The sequence below is a fragment of the Sphingobacteriaceae bacterium genome (assembly GCA_016715905.1).
Classification (GTDB): Bacteria; Bacteroidota; Bacteroidia; order B-17B0; family Aurantibacillaceae; genus Aurantibacillus.
Map to the genome: position 1 here is coordinate 88,781 of JADJXI010000020.1, position 22,610 is coordinate 111,390.

General features: G+C 35.5%; 16 protein-coding genes and 1 tRNA gene. 8 read left to right on the forward strand and 9 right to left on the reverse strand.

Features of this window, described 5'->3' with window-relative positions:
- Position 1: 1 nt before the first annotated feature.
- The 5 genes from IPM51_15860 to IPM51_15880 all read right to left on the reverse strand — a co-directional run bounded on the left by IPM51_15860 (position 2) and on the right by IPM51_15880 (position 3,766).
- Positions 2-529 carry a hypothetical protein gene (locus IPM51_15860; protein ID MBK9285772.1) on the reverse strand — a complete coding sequence of 176 codons (528 nt, stop codon included), beginning with the start codon at positions 527-529 and terminating at the stop codon, positions 2-4.
- 7 nt (positions 530-536) lie between these two features.
- Positions 537-926: a DUF2752 domain-containing protein gene (locus IPM51_15865; GenBank protein ID MBK9285773.1), complete on the reverse strand. Its 390-nt coding sequence runs from the start codon at positions 924-926 to the stop codon at positions 537-539.
- Between the two features lies 1 nt (position 927).
- Positions 928-1,332: a DUF4190 domain-containing protein gene (locus IPM51_15870; protein ID MBK9285774.1), complete on the reverse strand. Its 405-nt coding sequence runs from the start codon at positions 1,330-1,332 to the stop codon at positions 928-930.
- 114 nt (positions 1,333-1,446) lie between these two features.
- Positions 1,447-1,917, reverse strand: coding sequence for a hypothetical protein (locus IPM51_15875; GenBank protein ID MBK9285775.1), 471 nt, complete (start codon positions 1,915-1,917; stop codon positions 1,447-1,449).
- Positions 1,918-2,038: 121 nt separating this feature from the next.
- A complete protein-coding gene (locus IPM51_15880) occupies positions 2,039-3,766 on the reverse strand; it encodes a M61 family peptidase (GenBank protein MBK9285776.1) in 1,728 nt (575 codons plus the stop codon).
- A 38-nt stretch (positions 3,767-3,804) separates the two neighbouring features.
- Between IPM51_15880 and IPM51_15885 the strand changes: the two genes are divergently transcribed.
- The 3 genes from IPM51_15885 to IPM51_15895 are packed head-to-tail and all read left to right on the forward strand — an operon-like array spanning position 3,805 to position 5,255.
- Positions 3,805-4,686, forward strand: coding sequence for a tetratricopeptide repeat protein (locus tag IPM51_15885; GenBank protein ID MBK9285777.1), 882 nt, complete (start codon positions 3,805-3,807; stop codon positions 4,684-4,686).
- A gap of 54 nt (positions 4,687-4,740) precedes the next feature.
- Positions 4,741-4,917: a hypothetical protein gene (locus IPM51_15890; protein MBK9285778.1), complete on the forward strand. Its 177-nt coding sequence runs from the start codon at positions 4,741-4,743 to the stop codon at positions 4,915-4,917.
- A complete protein-coding gene (locus IPM51_15895; GenBank protein MBK9285779.1) occupies positions 4,914-5,255 on the forward strand; it encodes a translation initiation factor in 342 nt (113 codons plus the stop codon). The genes IPM51_15890 and IPM51_15895 overlap by 4 nt, the downstream gene beginning before the upstream one ends.
- Before the next feature lie 4 nt (positions 5,256-5,259).
- Here IPM51_15895 and IPM51_15900 read toward each other — a convergent pair whose 3' ends face one another.
- On the reverse strand, positions 5,260-5,640 hold the full coding sequence (locus tag IPM51_15900; GenBank protein MBK9285780.1) for an SPOR domain-containing protein: 381 nt from the start codon (positions 5,638-5,640) through the stop codon (positions 5,260-5,262).
- A gap of 140 nt (positions 5,641-5,780) precedes the next feature.
- On the opposite strand from IPM51_15900, the gene IPM51_15905 reads away from it, so the two are divergent.
- Positions 5,781-7,436: an AarF/ABC1/UbiB kinase family protein gene (locus tag IPM51_15905; protein MBK9285781.1), complete on the forward strand. Its 1,656-nt coding sequence runs from the start codon at positions 5,781-5,783 to the stop codon at positions 7,434-7,436.
- A gap of 32 nt (positions 7,437-7,468) precedes the next feature.
- Here the strand turns inward: IPM51_15905 and IPM51_15910 are convergent, their stop codons facing one another.
- Positions 7,469-10,192 carry a T9SS type A sorting domain-containing protein gene (locus IPM51_15910; protein ID MBK9285782.1) on the reverse strand — a complete coding sequence of 908 codons (2,724 nt, stop codon included), beginning with the start codon at positions 10,190-10,192 and terminating at the stop codon, positions 7,469-7,471.
- A 328-nt stretch (positions 10,193-10,520) separates the two neighbouring features.
- On the opposite strand from IPM51_15910, the gene IPM51_15915 reads away from it, so the two are divergent.
- From IPM51_15915 to hemE, 3 genes are all read left to right on the forward strand, one after another.
- Positions 10,521-10,595 (forward strand) — tRNA-Arg (locus tag IPM51_15915).
- A 233-nt stretch (positions 10,596-10,828) separates the two neighbouring features.
- A complete protein-coding gene (locus IPM51_15920) occupies positions 10,829-14,509 on the forward strand; it encodes a gliding motility-associated C-terminal domain-containing protein (protein ID MBK9285783.1) in 3,681 nt (1,226 codons plus the stop codon).
- Positions 14,510-14,631: 122 nt separating this feature from the next.
- Positions 14,632-15,660 carry a uroporphyrinogen decarboxylase gene (hemE, locus tag IPM51_15925; GenBank protein MBK9285784.1) on the forward strand — a complete coding sequence of 343 codons (1,029 nt, stop codon included), beginning with the start codon at positions 14,632-14,634 and terminating at the stop codon, positions 15,658-15,660.
- Here the strand turns inward: hemE and IPM51_15930 are convergent.
- Positions 15,657-17,927 (reverse strand): SpoIIE family protein phosphatase, encoded by a 2,271-nt coding sequence (locus tag IPM51_15930; protein MBK9285785.1) that lies wholly within the window; start codon positions 17,925-17,927, stop codon positions 15,657-15,659. The two genes, hemE and IPM51_15930, sit on opposite strands and share 4 nt — an antisense overlap.
- A 160-nt stretch (positions 17,928-18,087) precedes the next feature.
- Here IPM51_15930 and typA point away from each other — a divergent pair, with 160 nt between their 5' ends.
- Entirely contained in the window at positions 18,088-19,896 is a 1,809-nt protein-coding gene (typA, locus tag IPM51_15935; protein MBK9285786.1) for a translational GTPase TypA, read from the forward strand.
- Between the two features lie 72 nt (positions 19,897-19,968).
- On the opposite strand, the gene IPM51_15940 is transcribed toward typA, so the two are convergent.
- On the reverse strand, positions 19,969-22,440 hold the full coding sequence (locus IPM51_15940; protein ID MBK9285787.1) for a T9SS type A sorting domain-containing protein: 2,472 nt from the start codon (positions 22,438-22,440) through the stop codon (positions 19,969-19,971).
- Positions 22,441-22,610: the final 170 nt, after the last annotated feature.

Genomic DNA, 22,610 nt, shown 5'->3' on the forward strand with positions numbered 1-22,610 from the left:
ATTACTCAGATTTCATATGTTTTAAATTTACCGCATACATGATTATAAAAGCTGCATCAAAAACAACCATGAGGGCTATCATGATGACGGCCATTAAATTTCCTGATCCGCCAAACGCGCTGAAAGTAGCCATCATTGTTTTTCCGGCAAGTGCTATTCCCACATATGGAATTAATTCACCCAAAAGATAAAAGTAAAAACCTTTTTTTTGCAGATTCCACATAAACCAAACGCCCAATGCACTTAAACCCATGCCGATTAATCCAATAGCATTATTTACAATTTGACCCGTTGAACCTTGTTCTGCTAAAATGGTTTCCATCTTATCAGCAGCTTCCGGATTAAATCTTCGCATTTGTTCAATTTGTTCAGCTTGTTTTTCGGGGGTATTGGTAAATATGCCGGCCACACCTGTAATGACAATATATGCGCAACACAGCCAACTCAGAATACATATAGCGGTTAAAAACTGATTTCGTTTTGGTGATTCTATATCGTTTGTAAATTGATTTTCGCTTGAGATTTCCATGATATAATTATGAAATTATGATAGGTAAAAATGCAAATAAAAAACCTGATATGCTAATCACAAGATCTGTTTTAATAAATTTTTCGCCTAAATAACTCAGGTTTAAATGATGAATTAGTAGAATGGATAATCGCATGAAAAACTGAAACAAAAAGTAAATAAATACCAAATATGATTTGGGATTAATCATTTTTCCTTCGTTAAATTCAAAGTGTGTGTAATGTCCAAATGATTTTGAGAAGCCGCAGGTATTACATTCTTCGCCAGTTTTTGCTTTAATTATACAGGGAATAGGATGTTGGTTTGGATAAAAAAAATAGGAATAGCTAAAAACCATTCCTATTAAGATAAAAAACACCCAGGATATTAAAACATAGGAAGGTGTTTTCAAAATCAAACTATTTCTGCGTAGTATCTTTCATTTCTTCCAAAATTTTTACGGCTTTGGTCATTGAGTCTCCCATCATCTTAAAGGCTTTATTCAAAGAGTCCATAGCTCCTGATTTTTGAAATTCATCAACCACTTTTCCTACCCCAAAAAACATCAGATACAACCAATAGCAAGCAAAAATTATTGCAATGGCCGAACAAATTAAACCGCCAATGGCCATTCCTTTTGAACCATTTGGTCCGGCTTGTTTCATTGAGATCAGAGATAATATTAATCCTACAATGGCAGGGATAAAAGCCCAAGCTCCAAGACAAGGGATAAATGAGAAAATTAAGGAGATTATACCAATTACTAAACCGGCAACTCCTAAGCTTTTTCCGGCATTGGGGTCATTTGCGTTATTTTGTTCCATAATATTTTTTTATAAATGTAAGTTTTTATTTATCAATAACAGTAAATGAAAAGAATTAAAATAAAAAAAACCCCTTCGTTTAGGAAGGGGTTTTTTGCAAAAAATAATTAAATATTATTTCATGTGCTTTAAGTTCATTCCGTAAAGAACGATGAATAATACAGGGAAAAGTACACCCATTACTGAGAATCCACTGTAAATCATGCCCATTACCATAGAAGCAACGCTGCAACCTGTGTAAATAAAGAAACCAACTTTTTGAAGTTTCCACATTTTGATAACACCAAATAAACCAACGATAGTTGTAATGAAACCTACAATGATGTAAGCCCAAATTACTCCTGCGCTTGGTCCAGCTGATGACATGGCTGCTGATGCTGCTTCCATAGCTGCTCCGGCTTCAGATGACATGGCGTCGCCAACTGCTCCTGCTGCTGCAGATACTGCTCCTACTACTGCAATCGCTCCTATGTAGGCAAGAATACCTAAACCTGCTGCAATAAATGATAAAATACAAAGTACAGTTAAAAATGTCGGTCTTTTAGCCGCTTCTGTACCAGTTCCTGTTGATGTTGTTTCTTCCATTATGTTTTTTTTTAGTTAATTAATAGAATGAAATTACTGTTTAAAATCAGGATTTTAAGAAATTTTAGCTAAAGTTTTTAACAAAACCATCAATTATCTCATCTAACTATTTGATTATTAGCTAAAAATGAATCCAGGCTTTAAAATTGTCTTTTTGACTTGCTGTGGCCGTGCTTGTGATAGTTAGTTTAGGAATGAAAAACCAGCTATTGCCTTTTTTGTCTTTTGATAACTTCAAATTTTTTATTTTATCTCCGCTATTCACCAATAATTCCACTTCCACCTTATTTTCAAAATAACTTAACCAATTGTTGAGGTTATTTTTTAATACTATTCCGTTGATGGCTATGATTTCGTCTCCGGCAAATAACCCACACTTCCACGCGGGAGAATAGGGCGCAACCAGGCTTACTTTTGCAGAGTTGGTTACTTCAATTATTTTGAAACCATACGCGTGTTCGCATAAAGCCGGATTTTGTTCTTTTCGAAATTCAATTCCTAAATATTCAAAGGCTGTCAACAATCCTTCTTCATAATCTGTTGAGTTGTAAACAAATTTTTTAAAAAAGTCGTTCAAATCAGTTCCTGATATTTTATTTGCATAGCTAATAATATCCGTTTCGGTATATCCTTTTTTATTTTTGGCAATGTCATTATAAAGTGCAACACAAACATCGCGTAAAGATTTTTTATTTTGAGTTGCTTTTAAAATTTGAACGTCGAGCATTAAAGCAATTAAGCTTCCTTCATCATAAATGTTAGTTTTACGATAAGGAGCTCCGGGCACATAACCATCCAGCCAGGTTTCCCAACTACTATCGGCTACGCTCAAATTATATCTTCCAAAGTTGTGGAAATGTTTAAATAAACGTTCCTGTAATGTTTCAAAATATTGTTCCGTATTAAATACTTGGCTACTATACAAAAGTTTATCGCCATAGTAAGTAGTAAAGCCTTCATAAACATATCCTGTTTTGGCGTAATTTTCTTGAGTATAGTTATAGGGATACATTTCTGCCGGTCTTATGAATTTCACATTCCAGGTATGGAATAACTCATGGCAGCTTACACCCAAAATATCTTCATAGGTTTTACCGGAATTAATAGCATAACCCGGACCAATTGCAATAACGGTACAATTTTGATGTTCAACTCCGTGATAAAATTTATTGGTTAATATTTGAAAAAGAAATCGATATTCTTTTACAGGCATATCTCCCCAAAATTCAATAGTTTTTTTGGTGAATGAAATAAAATCTTTTTTCATTTGTTCAAAATCAGGGCTGCAAATGCCATTAAAATCCAAATAGAAATCAATATCATTTACCGTATATTTTTCTGATTGAATATTGGCAGAAGCCATTAGAGGCGAATCAACCAATTCTTCAAAACTTTCAGCAATAAGACAATTATTATTTTTTTTCAGAGAAGAAACAATTTGGTAGTTATCGGGTAATTTTAATTCTAAAATATGCTCTTCATTTTCTTTTCCGGATATTTGAAAACAACAATGAACAGGATTAATATAAACTTGATCTGTATCGGCATAACAAGACCCTGCATTTAATTCGGCTGCATAATAACTATAAGTTACTTTCAAACTATTAATTCCTTGTGTGTTGATTTCCCAAAGATCTTTTGTTAGTTTAGTAAATGGAATGATTTCACCGGAAGCATTAAAAACATCCAGTCTCTTAATATTTTTGGCAAAATTACCCAGTTCGTATCTGCCGGGACGCCAGGCAGGAAGTTGCAATTGAAGTTTGTCGGCATTAATATTTTCTATAACTAAATCAAAATAAATATAATGAGAAGCCGGGTTTTTTTGTTGAATTAAATAACGTGGCATAATATTGAATTTGCGTTAAATGTATATATTTGATTTAGATGAAAGCAATAATTTCAACCATTCTTTTTATCAATTTTTTACATGCAAGGGCGCAGAATTTAGATTCATTGATTAATATTTCCTTAACCTTAAAAAGTGATACTGAAAAAGTGCAGCTTTTTTATAAGGAAGGTTTTAAATACAGGGCCATAGATCCCTTTTACAGTTTTGAATGTGCAGAATGGGCTGAAAAGAGCGCTAATGAATCTAAAAACCCATATTATTTAGCTAAAGCTTTCAATTTAAAAGGAATTATATTTTACAGAAAAGGGGAGTATCCTAAAGCTTTAAATTATCATCGTAAGGCATTAGAATTTCGAACTAAAATTAAAGATTTAGATGGAATTGTAAAATCGAATATTAATCTGGCAAATATTTACAGCGAACTGAATATGTTTTTGACAGCCGAAGCGAATTACAATTCGGCCTATGAGATTTGTGTTCAAACACAAAACCATCTGCAGGCTACAAATTGTTTAATGAATATGGGTGTTTTATTTGCTACCGCAGCTTCCTTACAAAAAGATTCCATACATTTTTTGAAAGCACAAGATTATTTTAAAAGGGCTTTTCGTTCAGCAAACCAAATGCATCATTACGAATTGATGGCTGAAATATTAAATAACACTGCGGTATTAAATTTAATTCAACAAGAAAATGAAGATGCTGTAGCCAATGGCATGGATGCTTTAAAATTATACGATATTATGGAGTTGGATGCCATGAAGGCCGATGTTTATTTAAACTTAGCATTGGCAAATTTGTATTTAAAAAATGTTAGTTCGGCTAATGATTGCTTAACAAAAGCAGATAGTCTCATTCGATATTTTAACTTAACGGAATCAAAATTACAGTGGTATAATATTGCGGCTAAGGTATAGTATGAAGAAAAAAACCATGAAGCAGCTTTCGGCTATTTAAATTCATTCAAAAATTTGCAGGATAGTATTCGTAAAATAAAAGACCAATTAAGAGTTGAAGTTCAGTTTTTAGGAACTCAAACAGAAACAGAAAGGATTAATCACGAACATAAATTTCCTTATATTTATCTCAATATTTTAGCTATAACAGTATTATTATGCGTTTGGTTAATTATTAAAAACAACAAATGAGTAATAAAAATAAAAAGTCGGATAAAATAATTTACAGCACAAATCCGAATTTCAAAGTGGAGCAGGATGATGGTGAAGAACTTAAAACATTGCCTAACGAAAAGCAACAACTAAAAGTGTATCTCGATAGGCTGGGCGGTGGAAAATTGCTAAGCAGAGTTACGGGCTTTATAGGCAATGAAAAAGATCTGGAAGATTTGGGAAAAATGATAAAACAAAAGTGTGGAGGCGGAGGTTCCGTTAAAAACGGAATAATTTTGATTCAAGGTGATCATCGTGATAAAATCGTGAAATTATTAAACGATTTGAATTACAAAATAAAAAAGGCCGGGGGATGATTTTTTACAATTTAACTTTATCTTTCACTATAAAAGAGGAAGGAAATTCAATTTGTATTTGTTTCAATACTTTAAATGCATCTAATTTAGTTTTATAATCGCCGGCCAATATTACAAAGTTAGGTTGCTGATATTCTTCATAAGTGGCAATTTCTGGGAATTTAGAACTAAATTTACCCCTTGTGTTTTTGGCCTGTTCCCGATCAATTCCAAAATGAATTTTTATTCGGTAACCATCAACACCACCATTATTTAATTTATTATACTCTGATTTTTTTTCTTTCAGTTGAGCCAACTTAAGTTCTTCAACGCCGCTGGTTGAGGTTTGACTGTACAAAATGCCATTCAAAAAAAGGAATATTGCGATTAAAAAACCAACTCTCATTGTGAGAGCTAAGTTACCAATAATTCCTGATACAAATCAATTTAAAAGAACACAGAAAATTAAAGGTTAACAGACATTAACAGCGTATATTTGTAAATAATAGCGTTGTTAAAAGAACGAGATATTTATCAATTTATAACATGTTTGGAATATTTAAAATAAGAAACCTATTACTTCGTATTTTCAGGGGGCTCAGTATTTTGTTTGTTGTAATTGGCTATTACTGGAGAGGCTGGATAGGAAGACCCAGGTATTTTAATTTTTTAATTTCATCAAAATATAAACACAAAGGAATTATTCTTTCTCCTCAAGTTCGTTTACGAATGATGTTGGAAAAACTGGGACCAACCTTTGTGAAATTTGGACAAATACTGGCAGACAGGCCTGACATTGTATCTGAAAAATTAAGAGTTGAACTTAAAAAGTTACAAACAGCAGCAAAACCTTTTGATCATCAGCATGCTATGAAATTAATAGAGGCTGAATTGAGTGCGCCTTTGGATCAGATATTTTCTGAATTTAATCCCGAATGCATTGGCTCTGCATCTTTGGGCCAAGTCTATAAAGGTAAACTCCGGAACGGAGAAATAGTTGTAGTTAAAATTCAAAGGCCCTTCATTAAAGAAAAAATTAATCTTGACTTACAGATATTAGAATACATAGCGCACAAGATTTCGGAGGAATATCCTGAATTTATTGTAATGAATTTGGAAGGCATAGTGCATGAATTTGGAGAAACCATGCGTAATGAGCTGAACTATTTAAATGAAGCTGCTAATGCAAGAAGATTTGGTGAGATGTTTGCTAATGTTCCTCATTGTAAAATTCCAAAAGTATATGTTCACTTAACTACAGCAAGATTGCTGGTATTGGAATATATTGAAGGAATTTCTCCTGACAATTTAATAGAAATAACTGAAAACGGGCTTGATCCAAAACAAGTAGCTGCCAATGGTGTAGATGTATTTTTAAAAATGATTTTTGAAAATGGATTTTTTCACGCTGATCCGCATTCCGGAAATATTTTTGTTATGCCCAATAATGTAATTGGATTAATTGATTTTGGAATGGTGGGTACATTACGTCCTTCACAAATGGAATTTCTGGCCAAGTTTATCAGAGCTATGGATTTAAAAGATAGTGTGATGTTGAGTGAAGCAATATTGTTATTAAATGTGAATTCGAATAAATTCAAGAATAGAGATGATTTGGAATTTATGCTGGATGAAATGATGAAGAAGTATAAGTCTGTTCCGTATGAATATTTGAGTATAGCACAAATAATGGATGAATGTTTGATTATCATCCGCAAGTTTGGATTACAAATTCCCGGTAGCATATTTTTATTGCTTAAGTCTATTGCCACCATTGAAAAAGTTGGATTAAGGCTGGATCCAAGTGTTTCGGTTTCAAATGCAATTCGACCTTATGCTGAGGCTTTGGTAAAAAAACAATATACTTTGCCTCGTGTTGGAAAAGCGCTTTTTAAAACCATTAAAAAATACGCCGAATTAGCTCAAGCATTGCCCGAGGATATCGGTGAAATACTGTACAACATCAAGAGCGGAAAATTAACACACGATATTAAATTAGGTAATAATGAGAACATGAATAAATCAATTCGTCAGGCCGGGGCAACCTTGGCTTTATCGTTATTGGTGAGTTTTTCAATTGCAGGCACAGCAGTTTTAAGGAGTAGAGGCGATACCGGTTTTTTTGTTGATGCAATCTTTTATATTTCCTGCGTTTTGGGCGTAATTATGGCTTTTAAATTACTTGGCCGATTAAAATTTTAATAGTAAAGTTTATCCCTTTAAATGATTAATTATTATTGATTAATCACATGCTTAAAATTCTTCTGTTCCCCGTTTTCAGTTACTCTTAAAATATAAATGCCGGCAGGAAGATTCAATCGCTTCACCTCATTTTGATAGTTGTCGGCTGAAACTTTTCCTAAATACTGTCCCGTCACACTCAATACTTCAATTTGACCATTACTAATTATTAATTCTTTATTACAAGTAATCACCTCAAATGTTTTTTCATGCCCATCCAGATCAGATTGTCTTAAGCGATAGTAATTAATTCCTGGATATGGATTTTTATCTGTAAAACTATAATGTTGGGCGCTAAATGAACTAAGAGAACCTTGCACTTCACCAATATTATCGTAGTTTAACCCATCTATAGTTCTTTCAATGTTAAATTTATTATTTCTGGTTTCATTTAATGTTGTCCAATTCAACCGCATGCCCAGAACCGACGGTTCGCATTCAAAACTTTTGAGTTCAACCGGAAGAATGATAGGAATTATATCATTATTGAATTTTGCTACAAATCCGTCCGATCCTCCGTTTGATGTATTATCAAAGTAAGCACCTAATCCGGGATTTACCATGGGTAAATCAGTAGAATTAGTTTCACCACAAACAAAAATATCGCTATGAAAACTTACGCCAATGCATGCGCCAACAGTTCCGAATAAATGGTCATGTCCGGAACCTCCCCAATAAGTTCCCCAAAGCATAACACCGGCGGGACTAAATTGTACAAGGCAATACGTTCCCTGAGCATCCTTGGTTCCATCATAAAAACTACCTCCGCCTGGATTAAAGGTAGGTGGCGCTGCGGCTCCGTCAGAAACGCCACACATGATTATATTGCCATTAGCATCAATAGTGAGGTTATGCTGACAATGTTCATTATTTGATGAACCGTAATAAGTACTCCAACTCATTGCGCCGTTTTGTTCAAATCTACATAGGTACATATCCCAAGTGCCTCCGTTAATTGTATTGTCAAAAAATGCACCCCCGCCCGGATTTACACAAGGAATATTAGATGACCCGGTTAAAGTGATAAATGCAACATCTCCATCAGGTGCTGTGTTTACAGACATCGATAACCATTCATCACTGCTTCCCCCAATGTAAGTGCTCCATAATTGAACACCTGAAAAATTGAATTGAGAGAGGTAAGCATCGGTTCCACCATTTATTGTATTATCAAAATAATAACTGCCTCCGGGGTTAATGCAAGGTAAGTTCGCCGAATTAGAACATGTTCCTAAATATAATTTGCTGTTGATTCGGTCAACATGTAAATCCATTGAGTAATTCATATCATCCCCGCTTCCGCCAAAAATCGTCGACCATAACATTTGACAATTTGCATTCAGTTTTACAATACATAAATCATCTGCGCCATTTTGGGTATTATCAAAATAGGCGCCTCCACCCGGATTTACCAAAGGGAAATTAGTAGAGTTCATTCTTCCGGCGAAATAAAGATTCCCATTGGCATCACAATCTGCCCCATTACCATGACTCAATCCGCCATCATCGGCCGTTCCACCAACATAGGTGGCGTGTTGCCTTACACCGGCATAATTAAATTTAACTACAAAAAAATCATAGGCTCCACCTAAAGCGGCTTGATAATAAGCTCCGCCACCCATATTCTGCAATGGAAAATTTGCGGAATTGGTTGTACCAACTAACCACAAATCTGTATTTTGACCACAAGCAATGGATATTCCGGTATAACTTGTTGAGCCTTCATTTAAACTTCCGCCGTAAAAGGTAGACCATATGTGTACACCGTTAGTATCAAATTTTGCAATAAAGGCATCGGTACCTCCTCCTAAAGTTGCCTGATAATATGTTCCTCCGCCGGGATTAGTTGTTGGATAAGTTGTACTACTTGTATATCCAGCAATAAATACATATTCTCCAACTGTTGAACAAACTAGTGCTTGTGTTTGTTCTGAACCGGCGCTTCCCCAATAAGTTGACCAATATAATGGAGGATCAATTATCAAAGTTGTTCCGGCTGTAGTTTGGGTACTGATTGTAACGATATTTCCGTTTTGAACATAAGATGCAGGCACTTGCTGGTTAGTTTCTAATTGATAAACAAATAAGTTTTGTTCATTAATTTGACCCATAGGAGTACTTAATTGAATACTGTTACTAGTTACATTTAAGTCGGCGTATTTATATTCTAATAGAATGTTTGCCGGATTTCCTCCCGGGTGAACAATAAATTCGTATTTCAAATGATATTTTGAATCACTGGTAATTACCCAATCAATATTTGGATACACATTTAAGTAAGTTAATTTATAATATCCTTTGGTTTCCATAATTCCAGTAGGACAATGGGCATAATAATAATTAGTAGTATTAAATGCTTGATTTGATTTTTCTACTGTATTTTTATTTAAAGTTGCATTTTTTAAATGCATATCAACGCGCCCATATTCAGTTGTAGGTACAAAATTTGGATCCGGGCTTCCTCCTAATGCAGGATCGTAATTATCCCTATTGTGTTTTACAAAAACATAAGATAACCCGCTATCCGTAATATAAAATTCCATCCCTCTTACACTAGCTTTAAAGTGTACCATATTTGCTGCGTTTCCTTCAGAGGTTTGATATTGTCCGTAGTTAGGAACAAAAGCTAAATTTGTACCCGCATTTAATGCAGGAGTTGTTTTGCTAAATAAAAAATTAGTGGCCAGCAAAAACAGAACGATGTAGATTTTTTTCATCTAATTTTATTTAATCGTTATTAATAAAAGTGCAAAACGCAAAAGCAAGGTAAATTAAAAACCACAGAATATCAATCAATTATATACTAAAACGGTATAGGTTTAGTATATTTACTCTTATAAATCGATTAATATAAGACTATCACACCAATGAAATTAAAGTGAATTATCGTATCGCTTAAAGTTTTGTATTTTTAACGTCTTTAAAAAATTAGTGTTGTAGCGTTTTACCAAGTTGTGAAAAAATAAAAATGTTCTTTTAAATAATTGGTCTGGTAGTTCTCCGCCTGGGCGGAGGATAGAATAGAAGTGTTCTTTGTAAATAATTGGTCTCGTAGTTCAATGGATAGAATAGAAGTTTCCTAAACTTTTGATAGCAGTTCGATTCTGCTCGAGACTACCATGATTTGAATCTTTCAATTTCAAAATTTATACAATCCAAAATCAGCTTTAATAACGAATCTGTAATTATAATCGGTAACTTTATCCATTTAGAAACATAAAGTATTTAATATCAAATAGTTAAGCGTATTTCCCAAATATCAAAACGATTGAGTGAACTTAACTTAATAATGAGTGGTTTTCTTAGGAAAAAAATCATTTTAACATATATTTATAGTCTAAAAATTAAACACAGTGAAAAAATTATTAATTCCTTTCGTTGCACTTTTTTGTTTTGGCAAATTAATTGCTCAACCCGCAGCTCCCAGCTGTCCCACGCAATCAATTTATGCGCATAACGGAACAATAATAAACGGTCATACATTACCGAATGGACCGGCAACAATTGTATTGAATAATTTACCCGGTGGTGCGGGTGGTTTAGCTATTGGCCCTGCTTTTGGTTTTCCGGCTCCTAATCCAACTTGGTGGACAACATCCGGTGGAACGTATTGGTATTATAACAACGGTGGAACCTGGTCTAATACGGGTAATGCGGTTGTTGGTGGTGGAGCCGTTAACATTGGTGGCGGTGCTACAAAAATTTATAATTTGATTGGTGCTTCGGGACAAATCTGGCAGTACACCGGAGCAGGTCCGGGTACTTTACTTACTACACTAGTTCCGGCATTTTCGGGTCAAGGTCCATATGATGTGGTTTGTGACATGGCAGATAACTTTTATATTTTAAAAGCTTCGCCTGGCGCACAACAAGGTATTTATTGTTACAACATTAATGGAGTATTAACCTGTTCTTGGTCAATTTCCGGAATGATTAATCAAACAGCAGGTGGTGGTTTTTCTATTTTAACTACTACAAATCCGGCCATTCATAGAATGTATTACAATAGTAATGGAACAGATTATATTGGAAATATTATTCCTGGTCAAGCAAATATTATTAGTACTGTGCAAGCATTACCCGGAGGAGGTGATTATGCTTGCTGTGCTTTACCAATTCCAACGGGATCAATTATTGCGCCTAATGGCGGGACTTTAACGTGTAATCTTCCTCAAATACCTTTGGTTGCTCAAGTAAATGGAAATGCAAGTTTAGGTTGGACCGGCGGATATAACACACCAACAACAGCTCCTGTAAGTCCTACTTGTGGTACAATAAATTGGGCGGGGCCCGGTATAGTAAGCGGACAAGGTACTCCAACAATTCAAGTGAATCAACCGGGAGTTTATTCCTACACTTTATTTGGTTGTAACGGTTGTCCGGGTTACACAATCACAGCTACTTTCACGGTAATTGGTCAAGGTGGTTTAATGGTTCCTATTATTACTGCACCAACTTGTTTTACAGGACCAAGTACCATGTCGGTTTCGCCGAATAACTTTACCAATACAGTTTTATGGTCCGGTCCGGGTATTGTTGGGCCTAATAATACATTTACTATTAATTTTAATTTACCGGGAACATATACGGCTGTGGTTTCATCAGGAACAAATTGCAGTGGAACCGGAACCGTTTATGTCAGTCCATCTCCTACCGTAACCGGCATTGCTAGTCCAACAATTATTTGTAATGGAGGTTCATCATCCCTTACTGCCAGCGGTGCGGGTGTTGGCGGTACGTATACTTGGGATCCGGGTGCAATTCCGGGTTCTACTTTAGTTGTTTCGCCAACTGTTTCTACTATTTATACAGTAACAGGAACTAGTAGTGTGGGTTGTACGGGCACAGGTACCGTGCTGGTTAATGTTGGAATAACTCCTACCATTATAGCCACTCCAAGCCCTTCAGCCATTTGTATTGGAAATAGTGCCAATGTTACACTGAGTGGAGCTGCAAATTACACTACAACACCGGGTGGATTTTTAACTAATTTCTTCAATGTAGCACCAATGGTTACTACCAATTACAATGTTTTAGGAACATCAGTTGACGGTTGTACCAATACGGCGAATTTCCAGATTATCGTGAATCCGCTTCCAACAGTAACTGTAAACAGCCCAACGATCTGCAGTGGTCAGCCATTGAATTTGCTCGCTCAAGGTGCTGCAACATATAGCTGGACAGGTCCACAAGGATTTACTTCGAATTTACCGAATCCAGTTATCCCGAATGCTCAACCTAACATGACGGGTCAGTATTTTGTGAATGCATTAAGTATTGATGGTTGTACGGGTACAGCCGTTGCTAACGTTTCGATCATTCCCGTTCCTGCTCCTGTTATTATTGGTGATATCCCATGTTATGGAGGAACTTTGAATTTAAGCGGAAGTGGTGCCTTATCTTATACTTGGACAGGCCCGAATGGATTTTATAGTAATCTTCCTGCGGTGAGTATTCCTAGTGTTACTCAGTTAGAAGCCGGTGTTTATACTTTAAGTGTTTCCATCGGGTTCTGTACAAGCTTTGCAACCTATGACGCAACGGTTCGCGCATTACCGATTCCAACATTAACAACCAATGCACCTGTTTGTGCAAAATCACCGATGATGATCAGTGGTACAGGCGGATTGAGTTATGTTTGGTATGGCCCGAATAATTTCTCACATGTAGGAAATAATATTAATGTGAATGCATATATGACACATGTTGGAACATTTACAGCAGTTGTTACAGATAATTTTGGTTGCGTAGGCTCAAATACCATTGCCATAAGTGTATATCCATTACCATTTGTAGGAACGATCGGATCTACAGTTTGTGCGAATAAAACGGCTACATTAGTTGCTGCGGGAGGTGTTACATACAGTTGGACTGGTCCGGGTGGATTTACGGCAAGTACAGGAACAACCTATATTCCTAACGCAAGCCCAATTCATATGGGTGAGTATTCAGTAACAGTGACAGATATTAATAATTGTGTGAATACAGGCGTGGTTCAATTATCGGTTAATCCTATGCCAACTGTTACAGCAAATTATAGTGGCCCAATTTGTGCGGGAAAAAATATACAATTAAACGCAAGCGCTCAAAATGCATTGCTTTATAGTTGGAATGGTCCACTCAACTTCTTATCCGTATTGCAAAATCCTCCACTGGAGAATCTTCAGCCTAATGCTTCCGGTATATATACTGTGTTTGTGCATGACGCTATAGGCTGTGAGGCTTATGCATTTGTAGAAGTTTTAGTAAGGCCTTTACCTAACTTAAATATAACTTCTGATAAATTGGAAAGTTGTGTTCCGTTATGCATTAATTTAGGTCAACAAACTTTTAATCAGATAGTATCTACTAATTGGCATTTAGGAAACGGAGCAGTTGGTAACGGCTCAGTAGCGGCTAATTGTTTCACTAAGCCCGGACATTATGTTATTTATGCTAATTATATGGATAATTATGGTTGTGAAAATACTTCTTCAATAGCGGTAAACGCCTGGCCGATACCGGTTGCAGATTTTAACTTCACGCCAACTAAACCAATCATCAACGAATCTATTGAATTTACAGATGCATCCAGGGAAGCGGAGATTACAAACTGGACCTGGAATTTCTCACATCTAAGCACTAAGCCTTATTTCAGCTCAGTAGTGAATTTGTCATACTCAGATCCGGGAAGTTATGCAGCTGCTTTAATAGTGAAAAGTAATCATGGTTGTATTGATACGGTAGTTAAATCATTAATTGTTGGAGATGATTTCGGAATTTATGTGCCTGATGTTTTCTCTCCAAACGGAGATGGGATTAACGATGTGTTCCAGCCTAAAGGATTCGGAATTAATCAATACGAGATGCATATTTTTGACCGTTGGGGCGAGCGTTTATTCAGCACTACTGATTTTGAACAAGGATGGAATGGAACATACGCGAAAAGAGGAAGTGAAATTTTGAAACAAGATGTTTATGTTTGGAAAATTAAATTGGTAAACACATTTGGAAAATCAAAAGAGTTTACCGGAAAAGTTACATTGATTAAATAAAATTATACTTATTTATTTAAAAGCCTTTATCAATTGATAAAGGCTTTTTATTTATATCGTAATTCAGAATTTTTAATGACAAATGTATGACTGTAAAAAGTTTAAAATATTTACATTTGCCCATGTTAAAAAATGATCTAATATTGAAAGCTGCCTGTGGTGAAGAAGTAGAAAGAGCACCGGTGTGGTTAATGCGCCAAGCAGGAAGAGTTTTGCCGGAATACAGAGCCGTTAGAAGTAAAGCAAAAAATTTTATTGATTTTGTAAAAAATCCGGAACTTGCTTGTGAAGTAACAATTCAACCGGTTGATATTTTAGGCGTTGATGCGGCTATTATATTCAGCGATATTTTAGTGATACCCGAGGCTATGGGTTTACCTTATGAAATGAAAGAGGCTGTGGGTCCGCGATTTGAAAAAACGATAAAGACTAAAAAAGACATTGAAGAATTACGAATTGCTGAAGCAGGAGATTTGGATTATGTGATGCAGGCACTTAAACTCACAAAAAAAGAATTGAATCAACGTGTACCATTAATTGGATTTTGTGGCGCACCATGGACCTTATTTGCTTATATGATTGAGGGTGGAGGAAGCAAAACATTTAGTAAAGCCAAACAATTTTTATATACCGAACCCGAGCTTTCCCATTTACTTCTTGATAAAATCACAAGCAGCTCTATCAATTATTTAAAAGGGCAGGTGAAGTCCGGAGCAGATATGTTGCAAATTTTTGATTCCTGGGCCGGTGTATTAAGTGAAAAGATGTATTATGAATTTTCACTCAAATACATTTCAATGATCTGTGACGCGCTTTCGTCATTGGTTCCGGTTACAGTTTTCGCAAAAGATGCGCATTATGCTTTGAAAAAGATCAGCGAAACAAAATGCAGTTCAATTGGATTAGACTGGACCATCGATCCACTCAATGCGCGTAAGGAATCCGGCAACAAAACACTTCAAGGCAATACGGACCCTTGTTTGTTGTATGCAGACGAAAAAAAGATTTTGCATGAAACTCAAACCATGTTAAAAGCGTTTGGAAAGAATAAATACATCTGTAATTTAGGTCATGGTTTATATCCCGATATTGATAAAGAAAAAGTAAAATATTTTGTAGATGTGGTGAAGCAGTATAAGTGGGAGAATTAAACTTTTACTCCCAACATACAAATATCATCCACCTGTTCCTGATCACCTCTCCATTCTTCGAAAAAGGAATCCAGTTTTTCTTTTTGATCTCCCAAAGGCAATTCGCTAATTAATTTTAATTTTTCTTTGAGCGGTTTGTACATTAATTTTTTCCCTTTTGGGCCACCAAACTGATCAGCATAACCATCCGTGTAAATAACAATTACATCTCCTTTTTTCACTTGGAGTTCATGCAGTGTAAAGGCTTTATCAGTCACTCCTTTTCCAATCGGCATTTTGTCGGCTGCACATTCAATAATTTCATTGCTGCTAATTATTACCGGGGCATTGTGTGCAGCCGAATAATCGTATTCGCCGGTTTTAATATTTTTGCGTAATAATACGCCGTCCATTCCATCTTGCCTGCCATCTTTCGATAAATTGGCAATTAATCTTTCACGCACAAAATTCATAATTTCATGTGGTTCTTCAATGTGACGCATATTAATTGCTTCATTTAAAAAAGCCATATTGAGTAAACTCATAAATGCGCCCGGAACACCATGACCCGTACTGTCACAAATGGCAATGTAAAAATATTTTTCATTTTTGGTAGCCCAATAAAAATCACCACTCACAATATCCTTGGGTTTAAATAATAAAAAGTGATCGGGTAAATATTTATTTAAAAATTTATCGGTAGCTAATAAGGTATCTTGAATACGCTTCGCATAGTTTAAACTATCAATATGCTCTTTTTGTTTGTGTAAAATAATTTGATTTTGTGATTGAACCTCTTTTGTTCTTTCTTTTACTTTATCTTCTAACCCATGAATTAAATCACTCAAAGAAGCTTGCATCATTCTAAAACTATCCGCAAGTGAACCAATTTCATCACTGCGATTAATATTTATTTTTACATCCAAGTTTCCTTTCGATAATTCAACAGCATCGTGTTTTAGTTCTTTTAAAGGCTTAGTAATTTGTCGACTAACAATCACGGAGGCAATCAACATTAAAATCAGCATGACAAAAAAAGCTTTAATAATGGTCATTTTTAAAGTTTCGGTTGAGGAAAAGGCTTCATCTTCATCAATTTCACTCATAATTACCCAATTCATCCCAAAAATACTTAATGGTTTAAAGGCGGATAAAACCGGCACACCCCTATAATCTTTAAACAACAAATTATTAGAATGACCTTTTAAGGCATCGTCAGTTCCAATTGTTTTAACTTCTTGCAAACCTACGGAAGAATTGAAAGTTCGGATTTTACTAATAGTGGCGCGTGGTGTGCCAATGCTTTTTAGCATTTTAAAATAATTGCTGCTGTCTTCAATTAAAAAGCGCGATTGATTTCGGAGTGTGTAATTTTCACCTACAATATAGGTTTCACCCGTTTTTCCGAGCCCAACTTTTTCCCACTCTTTATCATTGGTCATGATTTTATTAATATTATCAATCGGCATTTGAAAAACAAGCACACCAATTATTTTACCTTTTTCATATATTGGCGTACCCATAAAAGAGGCGTGTGCATTATAAGAGGGCAAGTACTCACTAAAATCAACCAAGGCGGCTTCATTTTTATTGCCAATGTGCAGCGCCTTTTTATAACAAAGCGCCAAATTGGTATTTACAAAAGGTCCATCAGTTAATGAAGATGCAAAATCAGTTTCTTTATAAACCGAATAAATTACAGCGCCATTCACATCAATTAAAAAAATGTCGTAATATCCAAATCTTTCTAAAAAACTACGAATAACGGGATGGTATTTAATATGTGCCGAATTGTAAGTACACTTTACGGGTATGGTATCCATTAAATGTTTTTTCCCCAATTCATTGGGGTTGGAGGCTAGGTAAAAATCCTGTAAAATAATAGTATTGGGCTTACGAGAGAACACACTTTTTGGATTCACCGAAATTCCTTTTTGATCAAGATAGGGCGTAAATGCGGAATCAATATACTCGTTAATATGGGTAGCCGAAGCCGTTAATTGTCCGGGTTTTTTAATTTCTTCCGTTATGTTATAATAGCCTTTTTTAAACTCATTCATGGCCTCGGCTATAAAAGGATCCTCTGCCAAAGCAATTAATTGATCGCGAATTTGCGAAAAATAGGCAGTTAATTGACTAGCCTTCATTTCACGAACGGCAATTAGTTTATTAAAAGATTCTTCTTTTAAAGTGGCTCTTGCATTATAATAACTGATTGCGCCGGTTACCAACATAGCCGTAATGGCTACTATAAAAAAGGTAATGGTTAGTTTAACGGCAATTTTCATATAAATGAAAGTAGAATTTATAAAATTCGTTATTTATCCGACAATAAACAATCTTAGGGGTCAATAATGCATTAAAATCTCAATTTCTTATTAAATAACATGAATTAACTAAAAAATTTGCATCAAAAATTTCGTACATTTGCGCCCTTAAAACCAATTCATGTCAAGGATTAAAAACATTGCAATTATTGCCCACGTTGACCACGGTAAAACTACTTTGGTTGACAAAATTTTACATACCTGTAAGCTGTTTAGAGAAAATCAAGCAACCGGTGAACTTATCCTTGATAATAATGACCTGGAAAGAGAGCGGGGAATTACTATCCTCGCAAAAAATGTTTCCGTTCAATATAAAGGAACTAAAATTAATATTATTGATACGCCTGGCCACGCCGATTTTGGAGGTGAAGTAGAACGTGTAATGAATATGGCTGATGGGGTATTATTATTAGTGGATGCTTTTGAAGGTCCCATGCCTCAAACCCGATTTGTTACTCAAAAAGCAATTAGTGCCGGTAAAAAAGCAATTTTAGTAATTAATAAAGTAGATAAGCCGAATTGTCGCCCCGATGAGGTACATGATCAGGTTTTTGATTTGTTTTTTAATTTGGAAGCAACGGAAGATCAACTTGATTTTCCAACAGTTTACGGTTCAAGTAAACAAGGTTGGATGGGTCCGGATTACAAAAACCCTACGGAAGATATTACGTACTTACTAGATGTGATTCTTGAAAAAATTCCGGATGCTCCGGTTCGCGAAGGAACTTTACAAATTCAAATCACTTCTTTAGATTATTCTTCTTTTATTGGAAGGATTGCAATCGGACGTGTTTATCGCGGAACAATTAAGGAGAATATGCCGGTTAGCGTGGTTAAACGTGACGGAAGAATTTTAAAATCGAGAGTGAAAGAACTTTTTGTTTTTGATGGTTTAGGAAAAATTAAAGTAACTGAAGTTTGCGCAGGAGATATTTGTGCATTTACCGGCATTGAAGGTTTTGAGATTGGCGATACTGTTGCGGATTTCGAAAACCCTGAAGGTTTGCCGGTAATAAATATCGATGAACCAACGATGAGTATGTTATTTACCATTAATAACTCACCATTTTTTGGTAAGGACGGAAAATATGTAACATCTCGTCACTTACGTGATCGTTTAATGAAAGAACTTGAAAAAAATCTAGCATTAAGAGTGGAAGAAACAGGTTCGCCGGATTCATACTTAGTTTTTGGAAGAGGAATTCTTCACTTATCGGTATTAATTGAAACTATGCGCCGTGAAGGGTATGAATTGCAAGTAGGCCAACCACAGGTAATAGTTAAAGAAATAGATGGAGTAAAATGTGAACCCGTTGAAGTGCTCACCATTGATGTTCCACAAGAATCTTCTAGTAAAGTAATTGATTTAGTTACACAACGAAAAGGGGATATGCTTATTATGGAACCGAAAGGTGACTTAATACACATTGAATTTGAAATTCCAAGTCGCGGTATAATTGGTTTAAGAAATAATATTTTAACCGCCACTGCCGGAGAGGCAATCATGGCTCATCGTTTTAAAGCTTTTGAACCTTGGAAGGGAGTAATACCAAATCGCATTGCCGGAGTTTTATTAAGTAAAGAAAGAGGAACTTCCGTAGCCTACAGTATTGATAAATTACAGGATAGAGGAAAATTCTTTATTGATCCGGGTGAAGAAATTTATCCGGGAATGGTAGTGGGTGAGCATATTCGTCCTGACGATTTAGTGATTAATCTTTGCGGAGAAAAAAAATTAACCAATATGCGTGCAAGCGGTACAGATGAAAAAATGAGAATTGCACCTAAAGTAAAATTCAGTTTAGAAGAGGCTATGGAATATATTCAAGGTGATGAATATGTAGAAATTACACCAAATAATATTCGTATGCGCAAAATTATTTTAGATGAAAACGAACGTAAACGTGTTTCTAAACATGCCGAGGCATAAAATTTTAATTTATCTTTTATTCATAAAAAAAGGGAACCAATTTGGTTCCCTTTTTTGTTATTTGAAAAATTATTACCCTTTTATAACTTTTATAATTCTTAGATTATTTTTTTCATCAGAAACAGATATGAAATAAATCCCTTGAACCATATTTTGTAAACTTACCTCATGTTTGGTTGTACTATTTAATTTTTCAGAATAAATTTCTTGTCCGAGAATATTTTCTATTTTAATATTTCCGTTAAATAAAACAGAAAACTCAAGATATAATTTATCTATTGCGGGGTTAGGGTAAATTTGTAAATCATTTAATTGATTTAACTCAGAAACAGAGGTACACAAATTCACAACTAAATCTAATGTTTTTGTGCCTTGGCAAACAGATCCGTTACTTCCGGTAATGGTATATTGCGTAGTTGTAGAAGGGGAAACAGTAACAAAAGTGTTTGTTATGCTTCCGGGATTTGTGGTGTAACTGGTTGCTCCTCCAATAGTAATGGTTACTGTTTCACCAACACAAATTGCTGTTGAAGATTGGAAAGCAATGATGTTTGGAGCATTTACAACACTTAAAGTTCCAACGCCATTATTATTACAAGTTCCATTGGTTCCGGTAACCGTATAGTTGGTGGTTGAGCCCGGATTCAATGCTTGAATACTTCCTGTTAATCCACCGGGATTCCACGTATATGCATTAGCACCTGAAGCCGTTAAGGTAGCTCCGCCACTTCCACTGCAAACGGACGCAGATGTAACAGCTACATTCGGTCCGGAAATAACATTTACTGTTCTTGTTGTTACATTAGAGCCTATTCCGTTAATAGCTTGTAAGGTGATAGTTTTTACACCCGGAGTAGCATAACTGGTGGTTGCATTTTGTGTAGTTGCTGTTGCAGGTGATCCTCCTGTCATAGTCCATAGCCATTGATTAGGATTGTTAGCTGAATTATCATTTAAATTAATTACTTGTCCAGTGCAAACCGGAGAAGTTACATTAAATGATGCTACCGGTGCTGCCAAATTACAACTGCCCGGTGTTAATGCTACCATGATTGGATTTCCGCAAACTGCTCCGGATAAATTTCTAGTCATTACTGCATTTCCTCCGGCAATATCATTTACATTTAAGGTGTTTTTTATTTGACCACCACCAATAGAATAATGCATTACTCCCAAGTTATTAATAACGTGGGATAATTGATGACCATGTCCTAATTCGTGTAAAACAACCGACTCAAAATCAAATTGAGAACCACCAACGGGTCCTGCTCCATATTGCCAGTTTGTTCCACTGTCAAATACAATATCCAATTCAGTTACATGCCATCTCCAGGTGCCACCTGAAAAGCAACCGCTGAAATAAGAAGTACATCTTCCTAAAACGCCGCCCGGTAATTCTCCTCCAATATCAAAACGTATTACGTTTGTGCCATCAGAAGCTATTGTATTCACAGCAGTGGTTGCTCCAATTTGCCAATTGATATAGGTATTACATCTCCAGGTAACAAATGCGGTTTGAAAATCATTTTTTGCCGGAGTATTGGAGTCAAATCCGGTAAACATTCTCCAGGTCATTCCACCAGAACCATTTAAACCATGATGACGGGTGTCGAATATTTTTTGAGCAGTTAGTGTGCTGGTCGTAAATATATTTAAATGCCCATAAGTAACGGTTAAACTAGACGGGCTAACGTTTGGTGTACCGCCAATATTTACGGTAAAGGTTCCTGATCCAGCCTGACCACTCATAACGCCGGCGGTACTCGTAGTTCGGGAAGGAATTTGCACTACTATTTGTGTATTGCTCCAAGATATATATTGTGTAGAGTGCGGAGTTATGTTTGTTGCACCGCCATCATCCGCATTTCTGAATTGCACAAAATTGGCGCCTTGAGTTGCACCAAAGCCTGTGCCTGTTATAGTTAACTGACTTGCCGTACCGGCGGTAATATTATTCGGCGAAAATGCAGTTACCGGCATAGCCATAATTTGGTTAGCTCCTAAAAATTTAGATTGCGGATTTAAGTCTTTAAAATCTGCTAAGGATTTATTTAATAATGAGGCCAACTCATTTTTCAATTCAACATTAATCTGCTTATATGCTTTAAAGGGAGTGTTAGCAGAACCATCTACATTAAATTTTATAAATCCCTGAGGATCGCCATAAGCTTCATAAGTGTTATAACCATGCTGATTGGGTAGGGCAGAAGTATTCAACATAAACACACCATGCTCTTCAGCCGATAGTATTAAGGCAGGCTCAACTTCAATTTTAAAAGATTCAACTATTCCACCTTGCGTAATCACTTCTACAAAAGATTGAGATACGCTTCCTTTTAAAATTTGATCAACCCGAATGAGATTTGAAGTATAAATATAGTCATGGGCTGTATTCCAAAATGCTTTTTTAGAAATTACTTCACCTTCTATTATAAGTGAACTGTTGTTTACCTTTTCGTTTGATGAAATAGGTACTAACATACATTGAGCATGTGTTAAGATTGCGCTCAATAAAAAGAATAGGGTAGAATAAATTTTTTTCATGGTATATTTTTATATGACCGAATGTATTTAAAAAAAGGATTCAAAACAAACCGCTCGTCTATTTTCTGAAATCCAGCCTTTTAGGCTGAATAAACAGTTAGATGTTAAAATCAATTTGAGTATAACCCTCAATTAACCACTTCGATGAATAGTTTTGATACCAGTTATTT